The organism is Actinomycetes bacterium (assembly GCA_035489715.1).
GTDB lineage: Bacteria > Actinomycetota > Actinomycetes > JACCUZ01 > JACCUZ01 > DATHAP01.
Genome location: DATHAP010000004.1, coordinates 1 through 18684 on the forward strand (window position 1 = coordinate 1; position 18684 = coordinate 18684).

Here is an 18684-nt window from a genome sequence, read left to right on the forward strand (position 1 = left end):
TCCGGAGTGACGCGGCCGCGGCACCCGGCGCTCAGGAGTGTGCACCTCTGCGCTTTTCGGAAGCGGCGTCACATAGGCTGACGGCACCAGAGCAGCAGTCAGCTTCCGACCCATCCCCCGAACCGTTCGGCTGTCACGTCAGGCACCTCGACGTGCGGGTAGTGGCCGGAGGGAACGCTGTCCAGCTCGGAGCCCGCGGCGACCAGTGCCGCTCGAACTTGGTCAGTGTGCCGCCGGGAGCTGGCCGCCGCCTCCTCGTTCGGGGCGTACCGGTGCTCGGCGATCACCGTGACGGTCCGACACGAGCTGGCGGTGTAGGCCGGGATGAGCCGCAGTGCATCGAGGAAGTGGCCGATCTCGACGAAGCGGTCGATGGTGGGCGAGCTGTGCCAGCGCCCGTCGTCGCCCAGCTGGAACGCCCGTCGGACCATCTCGCCGTCGCGGTCGAGGCGTAATCCGATCGCGGCGGCTTCCTCGACTTCCCGGCTGACCTCGGTTTCGAGCCACTCGGCGTCGCCATCGTTCACCGAGGCCTCCGCCGACAGCTCCTCCTGTTGCGACTCCGGCTCCCTCTCGGTATCCAGGGCGAACCCGAGACCGTCGACGTTGACGACCACGCGGTAGGCGCCTGGGCGAATGGCCCCGAGCGAGACCGCGAGCATGCCGCCGTAGGAGTGCCCGACCAGAGCGGGTCGGTCCAGACTCAATCTCTGACGAACTTCGTCCACCGCGCCGAGGTCATGATCGAAGGAGTAGACGGGCGGCGCGGTGGAGGCTCCGTGAGACGGCAGATCGACCGCAACCAAGCGGTACCGGTCTTGAAGGAGCGGCGCGACGCGCCCCCAGTGCGCCAGGTTGCCGCCCAGCCCGTGCACCAGCATCACCGCTGGCCCCCGGCCGCCGAAGTCCCGGTACGCCACCCAGCTATCCCCATAGGGCATCGATCCGTCCGCCACGAGGTCTCCCCTGAGGATGGCCGCCATCGTCCTGCCCTCGGCATAGACCATCCGCGGCGCGCTGTCGAGTCACCTCCTGTCGGGCCGGCCGCCCGGGACGATCCGAACCAACGACCCGGACGTGGACCCGGGAACTGGCCGCGGGGCAGCCGCAGGGCGGCATGATGTGATTCCAGGCGCTCGGTAGCGCCAGTCTGGACCTCGCTACAGAACTCGTGGGGAAGGGCTCGAGGCCGGCCTGATCCAGCACGAGGGCAGGCTCGTGGGCTCAGCGCCAGAAGTCGGCGAGCCGCTGGGCATGTTCGCCGCCTTGCTGGTAACCGGCTCGAGCGGCCGGCGGACGCAGCGAGAAATCCATCGCATCGGCGCCGAAGAGGTGCTCCGAGCCGCTGTCCGGGAAGATCGCTTCCACTCTGCTGCCTCCCGCGCTTAGCTCGTCGACCTGCGCGGCGAGCTGCATGCCCCACTCCGGAGGGTGCAGTGTTCTGCCGCCGAAGGGTGACAGCACCAGGATTCGCTCGTGTCCGGCTGCGAGATCGGCGTTCTCGTTACGTCGATAGCCGCCGTCGATGTATCTGTTGTTGCCGATCCGGTAGGCACGGCCACTGGAACAGCTGGCGGCGACGGCGTCCGCCAGGTCGACTCCGCTGTGGCGGTCGAACACGACCGGTTCACCGGTCTGGGCGTCGACCGCCGTGATGAGCACCGTTCGATGCGGCCAGATCGGACTTGGCAGGCGGGAAGCAACGGTGGCGCGCCACTGTGTGTGCCAGGAGCCGTCTGACGCCGCGTCCATGTCGACTGCCGACGCACCGACGCTGCGTCTCATGTCGGCCGCATCCTCAGCGGAGGCGATGAGCCTTTCCAGCCTCTTGAGGTGGTCTGCCACCGGCCTCGTCGGAGCGCGTCCTCGGTGAGGTCCGGCCGGATCGGTCCCCGGTCGGGGTTCCGCGGAGAGGATCGCGGCCAGCAGCTGCGGTGGGGTCGCACCAGCAACCTGGGCCGCGGCCGTCGAGCCGGCTGACGTCCCGATCGTCAGCTCGGCAGGGGTCACGTCCAGCCCGGCATCGAACAGGCCGGCGACGACGCCGATCAGCCACGCGTTGCCGGTCGATCCGCCGCCACCGAGGACCAATGCTCGCCTGCCCCCGGCGGGTATCCGGCCTGTCGCGTCGATCCGCGCCTGACCCTGGTCAGACCCCAGCGGGTCGGGCGCCGACGTCGAGATGGAGCGTGGAGGTACGGAAGGTGTGTTCATGGAGTCGCCTTTCACCAACCTGCGTGGCGGGCGCTCCTGGTTGCGACTACCTCAGCCGCACGATCGAGAAGGGCAGGGAGCACCCACAGCGGACACTGTGTTCATGGGGACTCACCTCCGTCGACGTACAGGATCGCCACGACGTTAGCAGGACGTACCGACCCGGAGTCGAGCGGGCGATGTCAGGCTTTCATCGATGACGAAGGGAGTGACCGGTGGCGGAACAGCTGGACGACCATGTGGTCCGAGCCCTCAGCACGGGAGCTCTCCCACGGGCAGCGCACCGCGACGCCCAGGCGGACGCGGCGCTGCTGTGGCCCCTGTTCGAGGCTCAGGTGCAGAGTCGCCATCTCGACTTCGCCCAGCGCTGGCTGCACGGCCAGGGCCAGGGGTACTACACCATCAGCTCCGCCGGTCACGAGAGCAACGCCGCTGTGGCCATGGCCTTGCGGCCCAGCGACCCGGCGCTGCTGCACTACCGCAGCGGCGGCTTCTACAGCGCTCGGGCGGCACAGGTACCGGGTTCCGCGCCGATCCAGGACGTGCTCACCGGTAGCGCGGCGTCGGTCGAGGACCAGATCTCGGGCGGGCGCCACAAGGTGTTCGGCAGCCGTGACCTGGCCGTCATCCCGCAGACCTCGACGATCGGCTCACACCTTCCGCGCGCCTTCGGCCTGGCCTTCGCGCTCGGCCAGCAGCTGGCGCCCGAGGCCGCCATCCCGTCGGACGCCGTCGTCGTCTGCAGCTTCGGCGACGCATCGGCCAACCACTCGACGACCGTCGGAGCACTCAACGCTGCGGGCTACTGCGGGCACCGCGGTCTCCCGATGCCGATCATCTTCGTCTGCGAGGACAACGGCCTCGGGATCAGCACCAGATCGCCGGACGGATGGATCCGCCGGGCTCTCTCCACGCGCCCCGGCATCGAGTACCGGGAGGCGGACGGCGACGACCCGGTCCGCCTCCTCCAGGTGACACGCGACGTCGCCGACACGGTCCGCGCGGAGCGCCGTCCGGCGATCGTGCACCTACGGACCGTCCGCTTCCTCGGACACGCCGGATCCGATGCCGAGCTCTCCTACCGGTCCTCTCGTGAGGTCCTCGCCGACTACGCCAAGGATCCTCTGCTCGCGACGGCGACGGCCCTGACCGCCGCAGGCGCGGCAACTGCGGACGACCTGCTCGAGCGCTACGAGAACGTCCGAGCCGACGTGATGGCCTGCGCACGTGGGCTGGCCAACGGCGTGCCCCGCCTGACGTCGGCGCGCGAGGTCGCCGCGCCTCTGGCCACGCGCTCGCCGGAGCGGGCCCGTCAGGCAGCACTGACCCACGGCCCGGCCAGGGTGAAGGTGTTCGACGGGACGCTGCCCGAGGACTCGGCTCCGCTCACCCTCGCCCAGGCGATCAACGCAGCTCTGCGCGACGTCCTGGCCGCCTGGCCCCAGGCGTTGGTCTTCGGCCAGGACGTGGGAAGGAAGGGCGGCGTCTACGGCGTCACCCGACGGCTGCAGAAGCACTTCGGACACGGCAGGGTGTTCGACACCCTGCTGGACGAGCAGACGATCCTCGGAACCGCGCTCGGCGCAGCCCTTGCCGGGTGCCTGCCCATCCCCGAGATCCAGTACCTGGCCTATCTGCACAACGCCGAGGACCAGCTACGGGGAGAGGCTGCGTCGCTCAAGTTCTTCTCGAACGGCCAGTACGAGAACGGTCTGGTCGTTCGCATCGCCGGTCTGCCCTACCAGAAGGGATTCGGCGGGCACTTCCACAACGACAACTCCGTGGCCGTGCTCCGCGACATCCCAGGGCTCGCGCTCGCTGTCCCCAGCGGCCCTGCCAGCGCCCCTGCCCTGCTGCGGGAGTGTGTGGCGTTGGCGGCCACCGAGGGACGGGTCTGCGTCTACCTAGAGCCCATCGCGCTCTACCACGAGCGGGATCTGTACGACGTGGGGGACGGAGGCCTCCTGGCGCCGTACTCACCGCCGTCGTCCTGGGACGGCGGGCAGCAGGAACTCGGTCGCGCTCGGCTGATGCAGGAGGGACCCGATGTCCTGCTCGTCACCTTCGGCAACGGGGTGAGGATGAGCCTGCGCGCGGCTCGCCGACTCGCCGGACACTCGGTTCGCTGCTCAGTCCTCGACCTGCAGTGGCTCGCCCCCCTCCCGCTCGCTGACCTCGTCGCGGCCGCCCATCGGCATCCACGCGTCGTCGTAGTCGACGAGACCCGCTCGAGCGGCGGCGTCAGCGAAGGCGTCCTGGCTGCCCTGGTGGACGACGGATACGCCGGGCGGATGGCGCGCGTCACCAGCAGTGACACCTACATCCCCCTGGGTCCAGCGGCCGATCATGTACTGCTCTCGGAGGACCAGGTCGTCCGATGCGTACGGGCAATCATGTGAGGTGATGGCGGCAGCTCTTCCGATCCCTCCAGCCCGGTCACCTGGTGGCGACGTCCAAGGGATCGAGATCCGACCGCAGAACCCTGACGACGCCGGCGTCCCAGTCCACGGTTTCCACTGCATCCCAGGGCAGGTAGCCGGCGTTGCGGTGAATGCGGCGCACGATGCGGCGCAGCAGCCAAGGGCCTTGCCGGGCGCGGCGGTCGTAGCCGAGCATGGAGCCGACGTGACGGCCGTCGACGACCAGGCCGTCGACCACCAGACGCGGCAAGACGCCCTCGACACCGGACGTCGGCGCGAGGCGCACATCGGCGAGGAAGCCGAGCCGGACCCCGTCAGGTCCGAGGACCGGAAGCCCGAGCAGGTGCACCATCCGCCTTCGCCCTGCCACGTCGTCGTCGGCTCGCTCGCGCGCCTGTCGCGCCTCCATGGTCGGCGGGTGCTGCTCGCTCGGTTCGTCCTCGTCGGAGGCGAGCGGGAGCCGCCCGACGACGTGCTCACGGACCCACCGCTCCGAGCCGTCGACGCCGAGCCCGGCGGTGCGGCGGCCGACGTGGACGGCGCTGTCGACCCGGACCAGGTCGCCCATCGGGATCCTCCCGGGTCGCGGCTGCTCCGCCGGGTGCAGCCGCGACCAGACAGCGACCATCCACTCGCCCAGGCGGCCGTGCATGCGGGGTCCGAGCGCGCCAGGACCGGTCAGGACCGCGGAAAGGGTGATCCGACGGTCGGCGCCCTCGGCGACCTCGAGGTCGTCGACCTTGGCCACCAGTCGGCCGTCCGGGTCGACCAGCTGGCGATCCAGCAGGTGCAGCGCCGCGTCGTACCGACGGCCCGCCACCACCGGGGACGCCGCTATCGGATCCTTGCCGGCTGCCATCACATGCCTGCCTTCGTGACCAGCATCAACGGGAGGGCGGAAACCGCTGCGACGAGGATGATGACGAGGTACAAGGAGCCGAGGCCGTTCGCGAGCCGGCCGTTGACCCGGTCGCCCATGTAGTCGGGGTCGTTGGCCACGACCAGGATCGGGAAGTACGTCAGCGGCAGCGCCACCGCCGAGAACACGACGGAGTACTCCGTAACCTTGATGGGGTCGACCGTCGTCAGCAGCAGGGCGGCAGCGACGATGCTGCAGAGCAACAGCGTCGCGTGGAACCGGCTGGCCTGGGCGGGCCGCACGTACTTGCCCCACTGCCAGCCGAAGTACTGCGAGATGCTGTAACCGACCGAGAGCCCGGTTTCGCAGGCTGCGCCGTACGTTGCCGCGAAGAACCCGAGCAGCGCGACGGCGAGACCGAGCTTTCCGAGTGCCACGGCCACCGGCAGGCCTACCTGGGCGAGGGTGTCCACCTCGATCCCCGCGGGCTGCAGGACGAGCGCCGTGCTGGCGGCGATGGCGACCGACAACAGGCCGCCGAGTGGGAACCCGACGAACACGTTGGCGCGCATCGTCGCGAGGTCCCTCGTGCCCCAGTGCTCCTCGACGCCGCCGGAGGAGAAGAAGAAGACCTCGTACGGCGTCATCGCAGCACCGAAGAGCGCGACAGCGTAGTACGCGTACGTCGGCAGCCCCTCGCCGGCGGGCTTGGTCGGGTGCGTCGCCTCGTGCCACAAGGCGGCGTAGTCGGGCCCGAGACGCCACACGGCGACAGCAAAGACGACCAGTGCCAGCCCCATTAGACCGAAGACGTTCTCGATGAGCGAGAATCTCGCCCGCCACAGGACTACCCAGACCGCGGCGGCCACCAGCGGCACCCACAGCAGCTCGTTGACGCTGCTCGCCAGCTCGAGCGCCAGGGCGACGCCGCCGATCTCGGCGACGAAGGTCAGCAGGGTCACCGCCATCGACGCGAGCAGGTTCGCCAGGCCGACGCGGGGCCCGAGCCGCTCCCGGACCAGGTCGAAGGTCGCGCGGCCACTGACGGCGGCGACGCGGCCGCTCATCTCGGCGAACACGCAGATGCCGACGACGCCGACGGCGACCACCCAGACGAGTGACAGCCCGAACCGGGCGCCCACGAGAGCGTTGGTGACCAGATCTCCGATGTCGACGAAGCCGCCGATCGCAGTGAGGACCCCGAGGGCGACGGCGAAGTACTTCTTCACGACAGGCGCTCCTCGGCACGCGCCAGGTCACCCGCGACGCCGCGCAGCTCCTCCGCCGCGTCGCCGGTACCGACCGGGTCGCTGCGCCGGGCGGCGATGCGTGCGTGGCCGACGGCGTCCTCGGCGTCGGACAGTAGACCGGCGATCGCGTCGCGCAGCTCGTCGTCACCGCGTGGCGGCTGGACGGAGCGGAACGTCGTCGCGATCGAGCCGACCGCCTCCTCGTTCGCGGTCAGGGTCTCATCGGCGTACGGGGTGAAGATGCGGTGCCGCGAGAGCAGCTGCAGGACGAGCCGCGCCGTCTGCACCTCGCTGGTCGCGGCCCGCACCGAAGTGACGGCCTTGTCGCTGTACGAGTCGTGGCCGGTCGCCGGCGTGACACAGCTGGCGAGGAGCAGTGCAGTCACGCTGAGGCCGGCAACCCGGCGGCCCGGGCCGGTCACCGGCGTCCACTCAGCAAGAAGTAGCCGAGGACCCCGAGCAGGACGAGGAGCTCGAGCCATCCGAAAGCGAGCGCGAAACCGTCGGTCACCGGACACGTCTTTCCTGCCGGCGTGCAGGAGCCGGCATCGGGCGGTTACCCGAGAAGCCGGGGATCATGCCGACTGGCGGGGACTGCGCTCGACCGGATGGTTTCCCCCGTCCCCCCGTATCTCCAGTGCAGGAAGACTGGTCAGGCCAGTACGGTCCCGCTCATGACCGGGGAAGACTTCGTGCCAGCCGGGTTCGATCCGCCGACCTCACTCGCCACCGACGGTTTCCACCTCGAACCGCTAGGGCCGGAGCACAACCAGGCCGATCATGCTGCCTGGACGTCGAGCATCGAGCACATCCGCTCGACCCCCGGCTACCCGGACGGGAACTGGCCACCACCTGACGGGATGACGCTCGAGCGGAACCTCAGCGACCTCCGGCGCCACGCCGACGACTTCGCGCGCGGCGCCGGCTTCACCTTCACCGTCCTCGACCCGGGCGACGACGACGTCATCGGTTGCGTCTACCTGTACCCGTCGCCCTCCGAGGACTGGGACGTCACGGTCCAGTCCTGGGTGCGGGCGGACAGAGCAGAGCTCGACGGACCACTCGCAGACGCCGTCGCACGCTGGCTCAAAACCGACTGGCCCTGGAAGCGCGTCGATCGCTGCGGCCGCTGAGGCTGCCGGGCGCGCCCGGACCGGAGCGAGCGGGCTCTATCCCTGCCGGTCGGTGAGGGCGTCGGTCAACAGGGCCATGAGCGCCTCGCGCTGGACGTCGGTGGAGGAGGCGACCTCCTCGTCGGAGCCATCGAGGGCCCGCGCGGCGAGGCCCGCCTTGGCATCGATCAGCAAGGCGATCCTGGCGTCCATCGTCTGGGCGGCGATGATCCGCCACGCGGTGACGGGCTCGGTCTGGCCGATGCGATGGAGGCGGTCGATCGCCTGGGTCTGCTCGGCGTTGGTCCAGGACAGCTCGGCGAGGACGACGTTGCTCGCGACCTGGAGGTTCAGTCCCACACCGGCGGCGGTCAGCGAGCAGATCACGACGTGCACGTCGGGGTCGTTGACGAACGCGTCGATGTTGCGCTGACGCACGGCGGAGGTCTGGTTGCCCCGGACCGAGGCGGTGCGGATGCCTCGAGACTCCAGCAGCTCGGTGGCGGCGTCCATCACGTCGATGTGCTTGGCGAAGAACACGACCTTGCCGGCGCTGCGGGAGAGCTGGGCGGCGTAGTCGGCAGCCAGAGTGGCCTTTGCCTGGCCGATCCGGCGGACCATCGCGAAGACGTTCTCGCCGGAGGACGACTCCCCGGCGTCCGCGAGCTCCCAGCCCGCGACCTTGCCGACAAGCTCCCGGTCGATGCCTTCGACGGTCTCGTCGGGGAACCGTTCCGCGCGGGCGGCCACGGCAGCGTCGTAGCGACGGACGAGCCGCTGGGCGAGCTCCTGCTCGGCACGGCGGATGGAGAGGGCGGCGGCCGGCTCGAGCTCGACCGGCAGGTCGGCGATCCGCCGGGAGGGGATCTCGCCGGCGACGTCGACCTTGCGCCGCCGTACGACACCGAGATCGATGACGGCCTGACGGGCAGCCGGGTAGAAGCCGAGGTCGGCCGGCGTGAGCCCGGTCTCCTCCAGCGTCGAGAGCAGCTGCGGTCCAGGTGCCTTCTCCCCGACCCAGCCGAGGAACTGCCAGATCGGGCGGAAGTCGTCGATGTCGTTGATCAGCGGGGTGCCGGTGAGCGCCATCATCAGGGGCCGCGTGATCCGCTGGCGGATCAGGTCGGCGATCTCGCGGACGTGCTGGGAGCGCTGCGACTTCTCGTTCTTGATGAAGTGCGCCTCGTCGACGATCATCCCGCGGAAGCCGTGGGTGGCCATCCAGCCGACGTGACGGTCCAGCACGTCGTAGTTGACGACGACGATGTCGGCGAACCCGTCGATGGTCTCGCCGCTGCCGTGCACCACGGTGACGGTGCGCGAAGGGGTCCAGATGTCGACCTCACGGGCCCAGTTGGTCTTGACCACGTTGGGCACCACGCACAGCAGCGGGTAGGCGCCGGCAGCCTGCGCGGCGAGCAGCGCCTGGGCGGTCTTGCCGAGCCCCGGCTCGTCGGCCAGCAGGAACGTGCGGTGCCCGCCGGTCGCCGCTGCGAGCAGCCGTGCCTGGTGCGGCATCAGCTCGAGCCCCGGTGGGAGCCGGACCGAGGTCATCGGCTCGGGCAGCTCCATGCACGACGACGCGCCCGGCTCGGGGTGCTCGAACGAGTTGAGCAACGGCCCGATCAGCTCCCAGCCCGCTAGGCGCCGCTGGCGAAGACGGCGCTGCTCGACGCCGCTGAAGTCGGGCGCGAGGAACGGGTTGGCCAGCTGCGCGCTCATCACCGACTGCGGAGCCACCGAGCCCTCCCGGCGGACGGCAGCCGCGGCCGGTCTCGGTTTCTCGACCTCGGGGTCGGGCTCCAGCCCGCCCCTGACCTGCATCTCGCGCTTCAGCCTCCGCGCCGCGTCGCTGACGTCAGCATCGTCGCCGAGCAGGCTCAGCAGGAAAGGCTCGCGGGCCGCGGTCTGGGCCAGGATCGTCGCGATCCCGTCCAGCCGCTTCAGCTGCGCCTCGCGCTCCGCCTCCCTGGAGCCGGCGGCCTTGACCCGGGCGCGCTCCTCCCGCACCAGCAGCGCGATGGCCTGGAACTTCGCCGGCTGGGTGCGGCCGCGCTGCACACCCGTCTCGACCTCACGCACCGCCTTGGCGAGGACAGGCAGGATGCCGTCGTTGTCGCGGGGACGACGTTGCCCACGCTTGTCTGTCCCGGGTGGCCCGGAACGCTGCTGGCGTTGTGCCAACGAGACTCTCCCTAGCTGTGCTCTGGCGTCGACCGGCTCAGCCGGCCGGGAATCCCGGGCCTCGCAGAGCCCCCTCCCGCCGTCGAACGGCCCGGCGACGGCCCCGGTCCGGCTCCCACGCGCGAGGGGCCCCACGCGCGCGATCAGCGCCGCGCACCGACGGGTCGAGACGACTCGGCGAGAACCAGAGGCCGCCGAGCTGGGAAGAGGTCTTCCGCAAGACGCCCCACGAGTCAGTGCTGCTGCCATGCTACCCGAGCGCGCCCGGCACGACCGGGCAGCGCGGCCGGGTCACCCGGCGACGAGCCGGACCAGGGCGGCGGTGAGGGCGGCGACCCCGACCACCACGAGGAACGGCGCGCGCAGCACGATCGCCACCACCGCCGCACCGACGCCGGCGACCCGGGCGTCCACGACCAGCTCGGTCCCGGTGGCGAACGTCTGCACCGCTGCCAGGGCGGCGAGCAGCGACACCGGCAGCAGGGCGGACACCCGGGCGGCCAGCGGGTGCTCCAGCAGCCGGGCCGGAGCGAGCAGGCCGAGCAGCTTGAGGCCGTAGCAGCCGGCCGCGGTCACCAGGATGGCGACCCAGAGGGTTGCGCCGTCGCTCATCGCCCACCCTCCTCAGCAGGTCGGTGCCCCTCGGGCGCCTCGGACCCCTCGGGCGCCCCGTGGTGGTCCCGCTCCGACGCGTCGACGTACGGCTGCTCGCGGTGCCGCAGCACCATGACGACCGGCACGCCGGCGGCGACCAGCACCGGCAGCCCGGCCGGCACCAGCGGCACGGCGACGAGCGCCACCGCCGCGGCCAGCACAGCCGCGGTCCACTCGGTGGGGCCGCGCAGCCGCGGGGCGAGCAGCGCGAGGAACGCCGCCGGAGCCGCGGCGTCCAGCCCGTAGTCCCGCGGGTCGCCCACCGCCGACCCGACGACCGCCCCGACCAGCGTGCCGAGGTTCCACAGCAGGAAGATCGCCAGCCCGGTGACCCAGAAGCCCAGCTGCCCGGCCCGGCGGCCACGGTCCTCGTTGGCGAGGGCGACGGCGGTCGACTCGTCGATGGTCAGCTGGGCAGCGACCAGCCGGCGACCGCCGCTGACTCGGAGCAGCGGGACCAGCCGGACGCCGTACAGGCCGTTCCGCGCACCCAGCAGGACCGCCGAGGCGGCGCCGGACATCGGGCTGCCGCCGCCGGCCACGACGCCGACGAAGGCGAACTGCGAACCGCCGGTGAAGACGAGCACCGACAGCGCACAGGTCTGGACGATGCTCAGCCCGGCCGCGACGCCGAGCGCGCCGATGGACAGCGCATAGGCGCCGGAGGCCACGCCGACGCCGAGCCCGGTGCGCACCACCGACGCGCGCACCGTGCGCCAAGAGGCTTCGGTCGGCTCGGTCGGCTCGGTCGGCTCGGTCGGCTCGGTGCTCACGCGTCCTCGAGGGAGGTCCGCAGCCGCACCTGCTCGACGACGACCGCGGAGTCGCCGCGCAGGTCGAGCGTCCGGACGGCGCCATCGGGTGCCCAGCCGGCCCCCTCGAGGAAGGTCCACAGCCCCCGCTCCGGCTCGCCGAGCCAGACGTGCAGGTGGCTGAACCCCAGCTCGCGCATCACGTCGGCGGAGGCGTTGAGCAACCGGCTGCCGTGCCCGCGGCCCTCCTCGTCGGGATCCACGCAGAAGACGTGCAGCTCCGCATCAAGGCGGGGGACGAGGTCCGGGTCGGTGGCCGGTGACAGAGCAGACACCCCGACCAGGCGTACGTCGTCCAGCGCGACCAGCAGGCGGTTCCGCTCGGCGGGCGGGCTCGCGATGGCGGCGGCCCAGGTGTCGACGCCCTCCTGGCCGGCCACCTCCGCCAGGATCTCGGCCGGCAGGACGTCGGCGTAGACGTGGGCCCACACGGCGCCCTGCACCCGGGCGATCCCCGTCGCGTCCCCGGTCACCGCCCGGCGCACGCTCGCGTCGGCCATGACAGGCATCCTCCCAGCCGTAGAATGCGAGCCGTGGAGGCACCCGTGGACACCCAGTACGAAGACCTCCTGCGCCACGTCCTGGAGACCGGCACCGCCAAGTCCGACCGCACCGGCACCGGTGCCCGCTCGGTGTTCGGCCACCAGATGCGCTACGACCTGTCGGCCGGCTTCCCGCTGATCACGACCAAGCGGGTGCACCTCAAGTCGATCGTCCACGAGCTGCTGTGGTTCCTGCGCGGCGACTCCAACGTGCGCTGGCTGCAGGAGCGCGGCGTCACCATCTGGGACGAGTGGGCGCGGCCCGACGGCGAGCTCGGCCCGGTCTACGGCGTGCAGTGGCGGTCCTGGCCGACCCCCGACGGCGGCCACGTCGACCAGATCAGCAACGTGCTCGACCAGCTGCGCACCGACCCCGACTCGCGGCGGATGATCGTGTCGGCCTGGAACGTCGCCGAGGTCCCGCAGATGGCGCTGCCGCCGTGCCACCTCCTCTTCCAGTTCTACGTCGCCGACGGGCGGCTGTCCTGCCAGCTCTACCAGCGCAGCGCCGACCTGTTCCTGGGCGTGCCGTTCAACATCGCGAGCTACGCGCTGCTGACCCACATGGTCGCCCAGCAGGTGGGCATCGACGTCGGCGACTTCGTGTGGACCGGCGGCGACTGCCACATCTACGACAACCACGTCGAGCAGGTCCGGGTGCAGCTGTCGCGGGCGGCCTACCCGTTCCCGGAGCTGCGGCTGAAGCCGGCGCCCTCGCTCTTCGACCACACCTACGAGGACGTCGAGGTCCTCGGCTACCAGCACCACCCGGCGCTGCGCGCGCCGGTCGCGGTCTGACCCGGACCACGGCGCTCGACGTGGCCGTCGGCCTGGTCTGGGCACAGGCCCGGGGCGGCGTGATCGGGGTCGACGGCGGCCTGCCCTGGCACCTGCCCGAGGACCTCGCCCGCTTCCGGGCGCTGACCATCGGCGGCACCGTCGTCATGGGGCGGGCCACCTGGGAGTCGCTGCCCGCCGCGGTCCGTCCGCTGAGCGGCCGGCGCAACGTCGTGCTCAGCCGCCGGTCCGGGTTCCTGGCCCCCGGCGCGACGGTCGCGGCCTCCCTCGAGCAGGCCCTGGCCGCCGCGACCGGCGACGTGTGGGTGATCGGCGGGGCGAGCGTCTACCGGGCCGCCATGCCTCTGGCCGACGTCGCGGTCGTCACGGAGATCGACGCGGCGTACGACGGGGACACCCTGGCCCCGGAGCCCGGCCCCGACTGGGAGCCGGTCGAGCGCGAGCCGGCCGAGGGCTGGCTGGAGTCGCGGACCGGCCTGCGCTACCGCGTCACCCGCATGGTCCGCCGGACGGCCCAGCGGAAGGTGTAACGGCCGGGCCGTCCCGGTCGATGTGACGGACGGGCCCCGTCGCTGCCCGAACCCCCGAGCGGGTGGCGGCGGGGTTCCTGCACGCCCCGGCCAGGCGCGGCCCTCGGGGTAGCGTGGCGCCCATGACGAGCGCGGCGGACGCCTTCGGGCGGGTCCTGACGGCGATGGTCACCCCCTTCCGGTCCGACGGGTCGCTGGACCTCGACGCCGCCCAGGCGCTGGCCGCCCACCTGGTCGACCACGGGCACGACGGGCTGGTGGTCAGCGGGACGACGGGGGAGTCGCCCACGACCAGCGACGACGAGAAGGACCGGCTGCTCCGTGCCGTCCTCGAGGCGGTGGGCGGCCGGGCCCGGGTCGTCGCCGGCACCGGCACCAACGACACGCACCACACGGTCGAGCTCTCGCGCGCGGCGGAGAAGGCCGGTGCCCACGGCTGCCTGGTCGTGACGCCGTACTACAACAAGCCTCCGCAGGCTGCCCTGGTCGCGCACTTCCGGGCGACCGCCGACGCGGTCGGCATCCCGGTGATCCTCTACGACATTCCGGGCCGCACCGGCACCCCGATCGAGTACGACTCGCTGGTCGCCCTCGCCGGCCACGAGCGGATCCTGGCGGTGAAGGACGCCAAGGGCGACCTCTTCGAGGGCTCGCGGGTGATGGCGGAGACGGGCCTCGCCTACTACTCCGGCGACGACCCGATGAACCTGGCCTGGCTGACCTACGGCGGCACCGGCGTCATCAGCGTCGTCGGCCACCTGTACGGCGACGACTACACCGCGATGGTAGCCGCCGTCGACCGCGGTGACCTGGCCGGCGCGCTGGAGATCCACCGCCGGCTGATCCCCGCGGTCCGGGCGATCATGGACAAGTCCTCGCAGGGGGCGATCCGGGCCAAGGCCGCGCTGCAGTCGGCCGGCCTGATCCCCGAGCGCACCGTACGACCGCCCCTGCTGCCCGCCGGCGACGACGACGTGACCCGGCTCGCGACGGCCCTGGCGGCCGTCCGGTCCGCTTCGTGAGCCACCCGCACCCCGAGCTCGGTCCCCCGCCGGAGCTCCCCGAGGGCGGGCTGCGCGTCGTCGCCCTCGGCGGCCTCGGCGAGGTCGGCCGCAACATGACCGTCTTCGAGTACGACGGCCGGCTGCTCGTCGTCGACTGCGGGGTGCTCTTCCCCGAGGACTACCAGCCCGGGGTGGACCTGATCCTGCCCGACTTCGACTACATCCGGGACCGGCTCGACCGGGTCGAGGGCATCGTGCTCACCCACGCCCACGAGGACCACATCGGCGGCGTGCCCTACCTGCTGCGGGAGCGCGCCGACATCCCGGTGGTCGGCTCCCGGCTGACCCTCGCCATGGTCGAGGCCAAGCTGCAGGAGCACCGGATCAAGCCCTACACGCTGGAGGTCCGCGAGGGGCAGCGGGAGCGGATCGGGCCCTTCGACTGCGAGTTCGTCGCGGTCAACCACTCGATCCCGGACGCTCTGGCGGTCGCGATCCGCAGCCCGGCCGGTCTGGTCCTGCACACCGGCGACTTCAAGATGGACCAGCTCCCGCTGGACGGCCGGATCACCGACCTGCGGGCCTTCGCCAGGCTCGGTGACGAGGGTGTCGACCTGCTGCTGTCGGACTCCACCAACGCTGAAGTCCCCGGCTTCACCACGCCGGAGCGCGACATCACCCCGGTCCTCGACCGGGTGTTCGCCGAGGCGCGCAAGCGGGTCATCGTCGCGTCGTTCGCCAGCCACGTGCACCGGGTCCAGCAGGTGCTCGACGCGGCCGTGAAGCACCGCCGAAAGGTCGCGTTCGTCGGACGGTCGATGGTCCGCAACATGGGCGTGGCCCGCGACCTGGGCTACCTGGAGGTGCCCGGCGGCCTGGTCGTCGACGTCAAGGCGCTCGACGACCTGCCCGACGACCAGATCGTCCTGGTGTGCACCGGGTCGCAGGGGGAGCCGATGTCGGCCCTGTCGCGCATCGCCAACCGCGATCACCCGATCCGCATCGGCGAGGGCGACACCGTGATCCTCGCGTCCTCGCTCATCCCGGGCAACGAGAACCCGGTCTACCGGGTCATCAACGGGCTGTCCCGGTGGGGCGCCAAGGTCGTGCACAAGGCGAACGCCCTGGTCCACGTGTCCGGGCACGCGTCCGCCGGCGAGCTGCTCTACGTCTACAACCTCGTCCGCCCGAGCAACGTGATGCCGGTCCACGGCGAGTGGCGGCACCTGCGCGCCAACGCCGATCTCGCCGTCCTCACCGGCGTGCCGCGTGACCGCACGGTCCTGGCCGAGGACGGGGTCGTCGTCGACCTGGTCGACGGCCGGGCGAGCATCGTCGGCACCGTGCCCTGCGGCTACGTCTACGTCGACGGGTCGAGCGTCGGCGACGTCACCGACGCCTCGCTCAAGGACCGCCGGATCCTGCGCGACGAGGGCTTCATCTCGGTCGTGGTCGTCGTCGACTCCGTCACCGGCAAGGTCTCCGGCGGTCCCGAGATCCACGCCAGGGGGTTCGCCGAGGACGACTCCGTCTTCGACGACGTACGGGCCAGGATCGAGGACGCTTTGGAGCGCGCTGGCGCCGAGGGCATCGGTGACACCCGCCAGCTCGAGCAGCTGGTGCGCCGGACGGTCGGCCGCTGGGTGAGCGACACCTACCGGCGCCGGCCAATGATCATCCCGCTCGTGGTCGAGGTCTGACCGCGCGCAGGGCCAGCACCGCCACGTCGTCGCGTGCTGCGGTCGCCGCGAAGTCCGCGACCGCCCGGCCCAGCCGCCGGGCCACCCCGGTGGCATCGAGGTCCGAAGCCCCGGCCAGCACCGCCAGGACCCCGTCCTCGCCCAGCATCCGGCCGGTCGTGGAGCTGTCGCGGCGCTCGGTGACCCCGTCGGTGAAGCAGACCAGCGTGTCGCCCGGCCCGAGCCGGAGGGTGTCGACCACCGTCTCGGCCTTCGCGAAGACGCCGAGCAGGTCGCCGGCCCGCCCCACCGCGGTCGTCGTGCCGTCCACCCGCAGCACGACCGGCGCCGGGTGGCCGGCCGACGCGAACCGCACGTCGAGGCTGCCGTCCGGCCGAGGTGTCGCCTCCCCGTAGACGAGCGTCACGAAGCGGGCCCGGCTGCCCTCGGCGAGGACGGCGTCGTTGAGCTCGGCCAGCACCTGGGGGATGTCGTCGCCGCGGCGGCCGAGCAGCCGCAGCGCGGTCCGGGCCAGCCCGGTGACCGCCGCGGCCTCCGGCCCCTTGCCGCAGACGTCTCCGATGGCGAAGGCGAACCGGCCGCCGGCCACGGTGCCGGCGGGGTCCAGGGCGAACACGTCGTAGAAGTCGCCGCCGACCTCGTTTCCCCGGCCCGAGGCCTCGTAGACGACTCCCACGTCGACGCCGGGCAGCACCGGCAGCTCGGGTGGCAGCAGGCTGCCCTGCAGGGCCCGGCTGGCCGCGGTCCGCTCGGCATAGAGCAGCGCGTTGTCCAGCGCGAGCGCCGCCCGCGGTGCCAGGTCGCCGAGGAGGTGCATCTCGCGGGTGGACTCGGGCTGGCCGACGGCGAGCGTGCCGAGCGTGCGCCCGCGCGCCACCAGCGGCGCGACCTGCCCGCCGGCGGCGGCGATCGCGGCGGCCCCGGCCGTCAGCCCGGCGACCGGCCGCGGGAGCCAGCGCGCCGAGCCGCGGACCGGGGGCTCGGGTGGCAGCACGGCGTCGAGGTATGCCCTCAGGTCGGCCAGCCGCTCCTCGTCCTCGTGCCAGACGGTCGCGAGCGTGCTCCGACCCGACTCGTCGACGAGGTGCACCGCCGACCAGGGCCCGAGCCGGGGCGTCACCAGCTGGGCGACGAGGGCCAGCGCCATCTCGGGGTCGAGCGTGCCGGCCAGCAGGTCACCGGCCTCCGCGAGGAAGCCCAGCCAGCCGTGCCGCCGTCGCTCGATCTCGGTGACCCGGGCGCTCTGAACCGCCAGGGCCACGGCGTCGACCGCCCGCTGCAGGGTGGCGCCCGCCTCGCTGCCGAACGCCGAGGGCTGGTGCGACGTCACGCCGATCGACCCGATCGAACGGCCTTCCGCGAGCACCGGTACCGCGACCAGCGAGCGCACGCCGGCCGCGCGCAGCCAGCCTTCGGTGCCGGACCGGAAGTCCGGGTCGGCGTCATAGGTGTCGCCGAGGTCGTCGTGCACCACCGGCATCAGGTCGCGGGCGACCCGGGCCGCGACGCCGTGCGCCGCGCCGTCGGGCACCAACGGGCCCGGCGGCGGCAGGCCGACGAGCGCCCGGGCCTCGAGCGCGTCGTCGTCACCGGACACCAGCAGCGCGTAGGCGCCGTCGCCGCCGAGAGCGTCGCGGGCCCACCCCGCCGTACGCTGCAGCAGGGCGCCGAGCTCCAGCCGGACCAGTGACTCGGGCGACAGGGCGAAGGGGCCAGCGGGCAGCGCGGACGACGCCGGCCCGGTGGGCCGCGAGCCGCCGGGGACGTCGGCCAGCAGCGCCCGCAGGCGGTGGTCGACCAGCACGACGACGGTGCCCGGGAGCCCGTCGGGGCCGGTGGTGGTGCGCACGTGACGGACCTGGACCCGCCGGGTGCCGCCGTCGGGAAGCAGCACCGGGTAGGACCCCTGCCACCGCGGGGACGCCGACGCGGCGACGACGGTCGCCACCTCGTCGGGCTCGCACAGCGACAGCCACCGCCGCCCTACCAGCTCGTCGCCGGACGGCCGCCCGAGCAGGCCGGCGGCGGCGTCGTCGGCCCAGGACACGACGCCGTGCGGGTCGAGACGCACCGTCCCGACGCCGGCCACCAGGTCCGCGTCCTCGACGGTCGGCGCCCTCGTGCGGGGCGCGGGCACGGCGCCGACGGGCAGCGCCAGCCGGAACCAGACCCGCTTGCTGGTCGAGGTGTAGTCCACGCCCCACATCTGCGCGAGCGAGGAGGTCAGGAAGAGCCCACGGCCGCCCTCCAGCTCCTCGTCCACCGTCACCGCCGGTTGTGGAAGCGTCCGTGTCGGGTGGTGGTCGGTGACCGAGACCTCCACGGCGTCGCCGAGCAGCTGGGCCGCCACCTCGAAGTCGGTCCCGGCGTGCAGCACCGCGTTGGTCGCGAGCTCGCTGACGAGCAGGGTCGCGTCATCGGTCAGCTCCTCCGCCGCCCAGCCCGCGAGGGCCGCCGCGACCATCCCGCGCGCCGCCGCGACGGACGGTTCCGCGGGGGGCAGCGTCACGGCGTTCCGTGCGCTCGCCCCGACGGGAGGAGTGGTCACGTTTCCCCGCTCGGGTGAGGGACGGGAGCGCACACATGGTGACAGACTTGCGCCGCT

General features: G+C 72.3%; 16 protein-coding genes. 6 read left to right on the plus strand and 10 right to left on the minus strand.

Features of this window, described 5'->3' with window-relative positions:
- Positions 1 to 98: 98 nt before the first annotated feature.
- Complete coding sequence (locus tag VK640_00220; protein ID HTE71614.1) at positions 99 to 1007, minus strand: alpha/beta hydrolase; 909 nt, start codon at positions 1005 to 1007, stop codon at positions 99 to 101.
- Positions 1008 to 1224: 217 nt separating this feature from the next.
- Positions 1225 to 2214, minus strand: a complete 990-nt coding sequence (locus VK640_00225; GenBank protein HTE71615.1) for a patatin-like phospholipase family protein — start codon at positions 2212 to 2214, stop codon at positions 1225 to 1227.
- Between the two features lie 335 nt (positions 2215 to 2549).
- Here VK640_00225 and VK640_00230 point away from each other — a divergent pair, with 335 nt between their 5' ends.
- Positions 2550 to 4613 carry a thiamine pyrophosphate-dependent enzyme gene (locus tag VK640_00230; protein HTE71616.1) on the plus strand — a complete coding sequence of 688 codons (2064 nt, stop codon included), beginning with the start codon at positions 2550 to 2552 and terminating at the stop codon, positions 4611 to 4613.
- A 37-nt stretch (positions 4614 to 4650) separates the two neighbouring features.
- Here the strand turns inward: VK640_00230 and VK640_00235 are convergent, their stop codons facing one another.
- Genes VK640_00235 through VK640_00245 form a run of 3 tightly spaced genes read right to left on the minus strand, consistent with a single transcriptional unit; the run spans position 4651 to position 7129 of the window.
- A complete protein-coding gene (locus VK640_00235; protein ID HTE71617.1) occupies positions 4651 to 5493 on the minus strand; it encodes a hypothetical protein in 843 nt (280 codons plus the stop codon).
- A complete protein-coding gene (locus tag VK640_00240; protein ID HTE71618.1) occupies positions 5493 to 6722 on the minus strand; it encodes a divalent metal cation transporter in 1230 nt (409 codons plus the stop codon). The genes VK640_00235 and VK640_00240 overlap by 1 nt, the downstream gene beginning before the upstream one ends.
- Complete coding sequence (locus tag VK640_00245; GenBank protein HTE71619.1) at positions 6719 to 7129, minus strand: hypothetical protein; 411 nt, start codon at positions 7127 to 7129, stop codon at positions 6719 to 6721. The genes VK640_00240 and VK640_00245 overlap by 4 nt, the downstream gene beginning before the upstream one ends.
- A 288-nt stretch (positions 7130 to 7417) precedes the next feature.
- Between VK640_00245 and VK640_00250 the strand changes: the two genes are divergently transcribed.
- On the plus strand, positions 7418 to 7876 hold the full coding sequence (locus VK640_00250; GenBank protein HTE71620.1) for an N-acetyltransferase: 459 nt from the start codon (positions 7418 to 7420) through the stop codon (positions 7874 to 7876).
- Between the two features lie 36 nt (positions 7877 to 7912).
- On the opposite strand, the gene VK640_00255 is transcribed toward VK640_00250, so the two are convergent.
- From VK640_00255 to VK640_00270, 4 genes are all read right to left on the minus strand, one after another.
- Positions 7913 to 9937, minus strand: coding sequence for a DEAD/DEAH box helicase (locus tag VK640_00255; protein HTE71621.1), 2025 nt, complete (start codon positions 9935 to 9937; stop codon positions 7913 to 7915).
- A 393-nt stretch (positions 9938 to 10330) separates the two neighbouring features.
- Positions 10331 to 10651, minus strand: a complete 321-nt coding sequence (locus VK640_00260; protein ID HTE71622.1) for an AzlD domain-containing protein — start codon at positions 10649 to 10651, stop codon at positions 10331 to 10333.
- Complete coding sequence (locus tag VK640_00265) at positions 10648 to 11466, minus strand: AzlC family ABC transporter permease (GenBank protein HTE71623.1); 819 nt, start codon at positions 11464 to 11466, stop codon at positions 10648 to 10650. Before VK640_00265 ends, VK640_00260 begins: the two co-directional genes overlap by 4 nt.
- Positions 11463 to 12005 carry a GNAT family N-acetyltransferase gene (locus VK640_00270; protein HTE71624.1) on the minus strand — a complete coding sequence of 181 codons (543 nt, stop codon included), beginning with the start codon at positions 12003 to 12005 and terminating at the stop codon, positions 11463 to 11465. Before VK640_00270 ends, VK640_00265 begins: the two co-directional genes overlap by 4 nt.
- A gap of 24 nt (positions 12006 to 12029) precedes the next feature.
- Between VK640_00270 and VK640_00275 the strand changes: the two genes are divergently transcribed.
- From VK640_00275 to VK640_00290, 4 genes are all read left to right on the plus strand, one after another.
- Complete coding sequence (locus VK640_00275) at positions 12030 to 12845, plus strand: thymidylate synthase (protein HTE71625.1); 816 nt, start codon at positions 12030 to 12032, stop codon at positions 12843 to 12845.
- Positions 12846 to 12865: 20 nt separating this feature from the next.
- Positions 12866 to 13375: a dihydrofolate reductase gene (locus tag VK640_00280; GenBank protein ID HTE71626.1), complete on the plus strand. Its 510-nt coding sequence runs from the start codon at positions 12866 to 12868 to the stop codon at positions 13373 to 13375.
- A 122-nt stretch (positions 13376 to 13497) separates the two neighbouring features.
- Positions 13498 to 14397 (plus strand): 4-hydroxy-tetrahydrodipicolinate synthase, encoded by a 900-nt coding sequence (gene dapA / locus VK640_00285; protein HTE71627.1) that lies wholly within the window; start codon positions 13498 to 13500, stop codon positions 14395 to 14397.
- Positions 14394 to 16079 (plus strand): ribonuclease J, encoded by a 1686-nt coding sequence (locus VK640_00290; GenBank protein ID HTE71628.1) that lies wholly within the window; start codon positions 14394 to 14396, stop codon positions 16077 to 16079. Before dapA ends, VK640_00290 begins: the two co-directional genes overlap by 4 nt.
- On the opposite strand, the gene VK640_00295 is transcribed toward VK640_00290, so the two are convergent.
- Positions 16054 to 18588, minus strand: a complete 2535-nt coding sequence (locus tag VK640_00295) for a SpoIIE family protein phosphatase (protein HTE71629.1) — start codon at positions 18586 to 18588, stop codon at positions 16054 to 16056. The genes VK640_00290 and VK640_00295 overlap by 26 nt on opposite strands.
- Positions 18589 to 18684 lie beyond the last annotated feature (96 nt).

Excerpts from the sequence above, each read along its gene's own strand:
- VK640_00220 (HTE71614.1), bottom strand. The coding sequence starts at position 1,007 with ATGGTCTATGCCGAGGGCAGGACGATGGCGGCCATCCTCAGGGGAGAC.
- VK640_00225 (HTE71615.1), bottom strand. The coding sequence starts at position 2,214 with ATGAACACACCTTCCGTACCTCCACGCTCCATCTCGACGTCGGCGCCC.
- VK640_00235 (HTE71617.1), bottom strand. The coding sequence starts at position 5,493 with ATGGCAGCCGGCAAGGATCCGATAGCGGCGTCCCCGGTGGTGGCGGGC.
- VK640_00250 (HTE71620.1), top strand. The coding sequence starts at position 7,418 with ATGACCGGGGAAGACTTCGTGCCAGCCGGGTTCGATCCGCCGACCTCA.
- VK640_00260 (HTE71622.1), bottom strand. The coding sequence starts at position 10,651 with ATGAGCGACGGCGCAACCCTCTGGGTCGCCATCCTGGTGACCGCGGCC.
- VK640_00270 (HTE71624.1), bottom strand. The coding sequence starts at position 12,005 with ATGGCCGACGCGAGCGTGCGCCGGGCGGTGACCGGGGACGCGACGGGG.
- VK640_00275 (HTE71625.1), top strand. The coding sequence starts at position 12,030 with ATGCGAGCCGTGGAGGCACCCGTGGACACCCAGTACGAAGACCTCCTG.
- dapA (HTE71627.1), top strand. The coding sequence starts at position 13,498 with ATGACGAGCGCGGCGGACGCCTTCGGGCGGGTCCTGACGGCGATGGTC.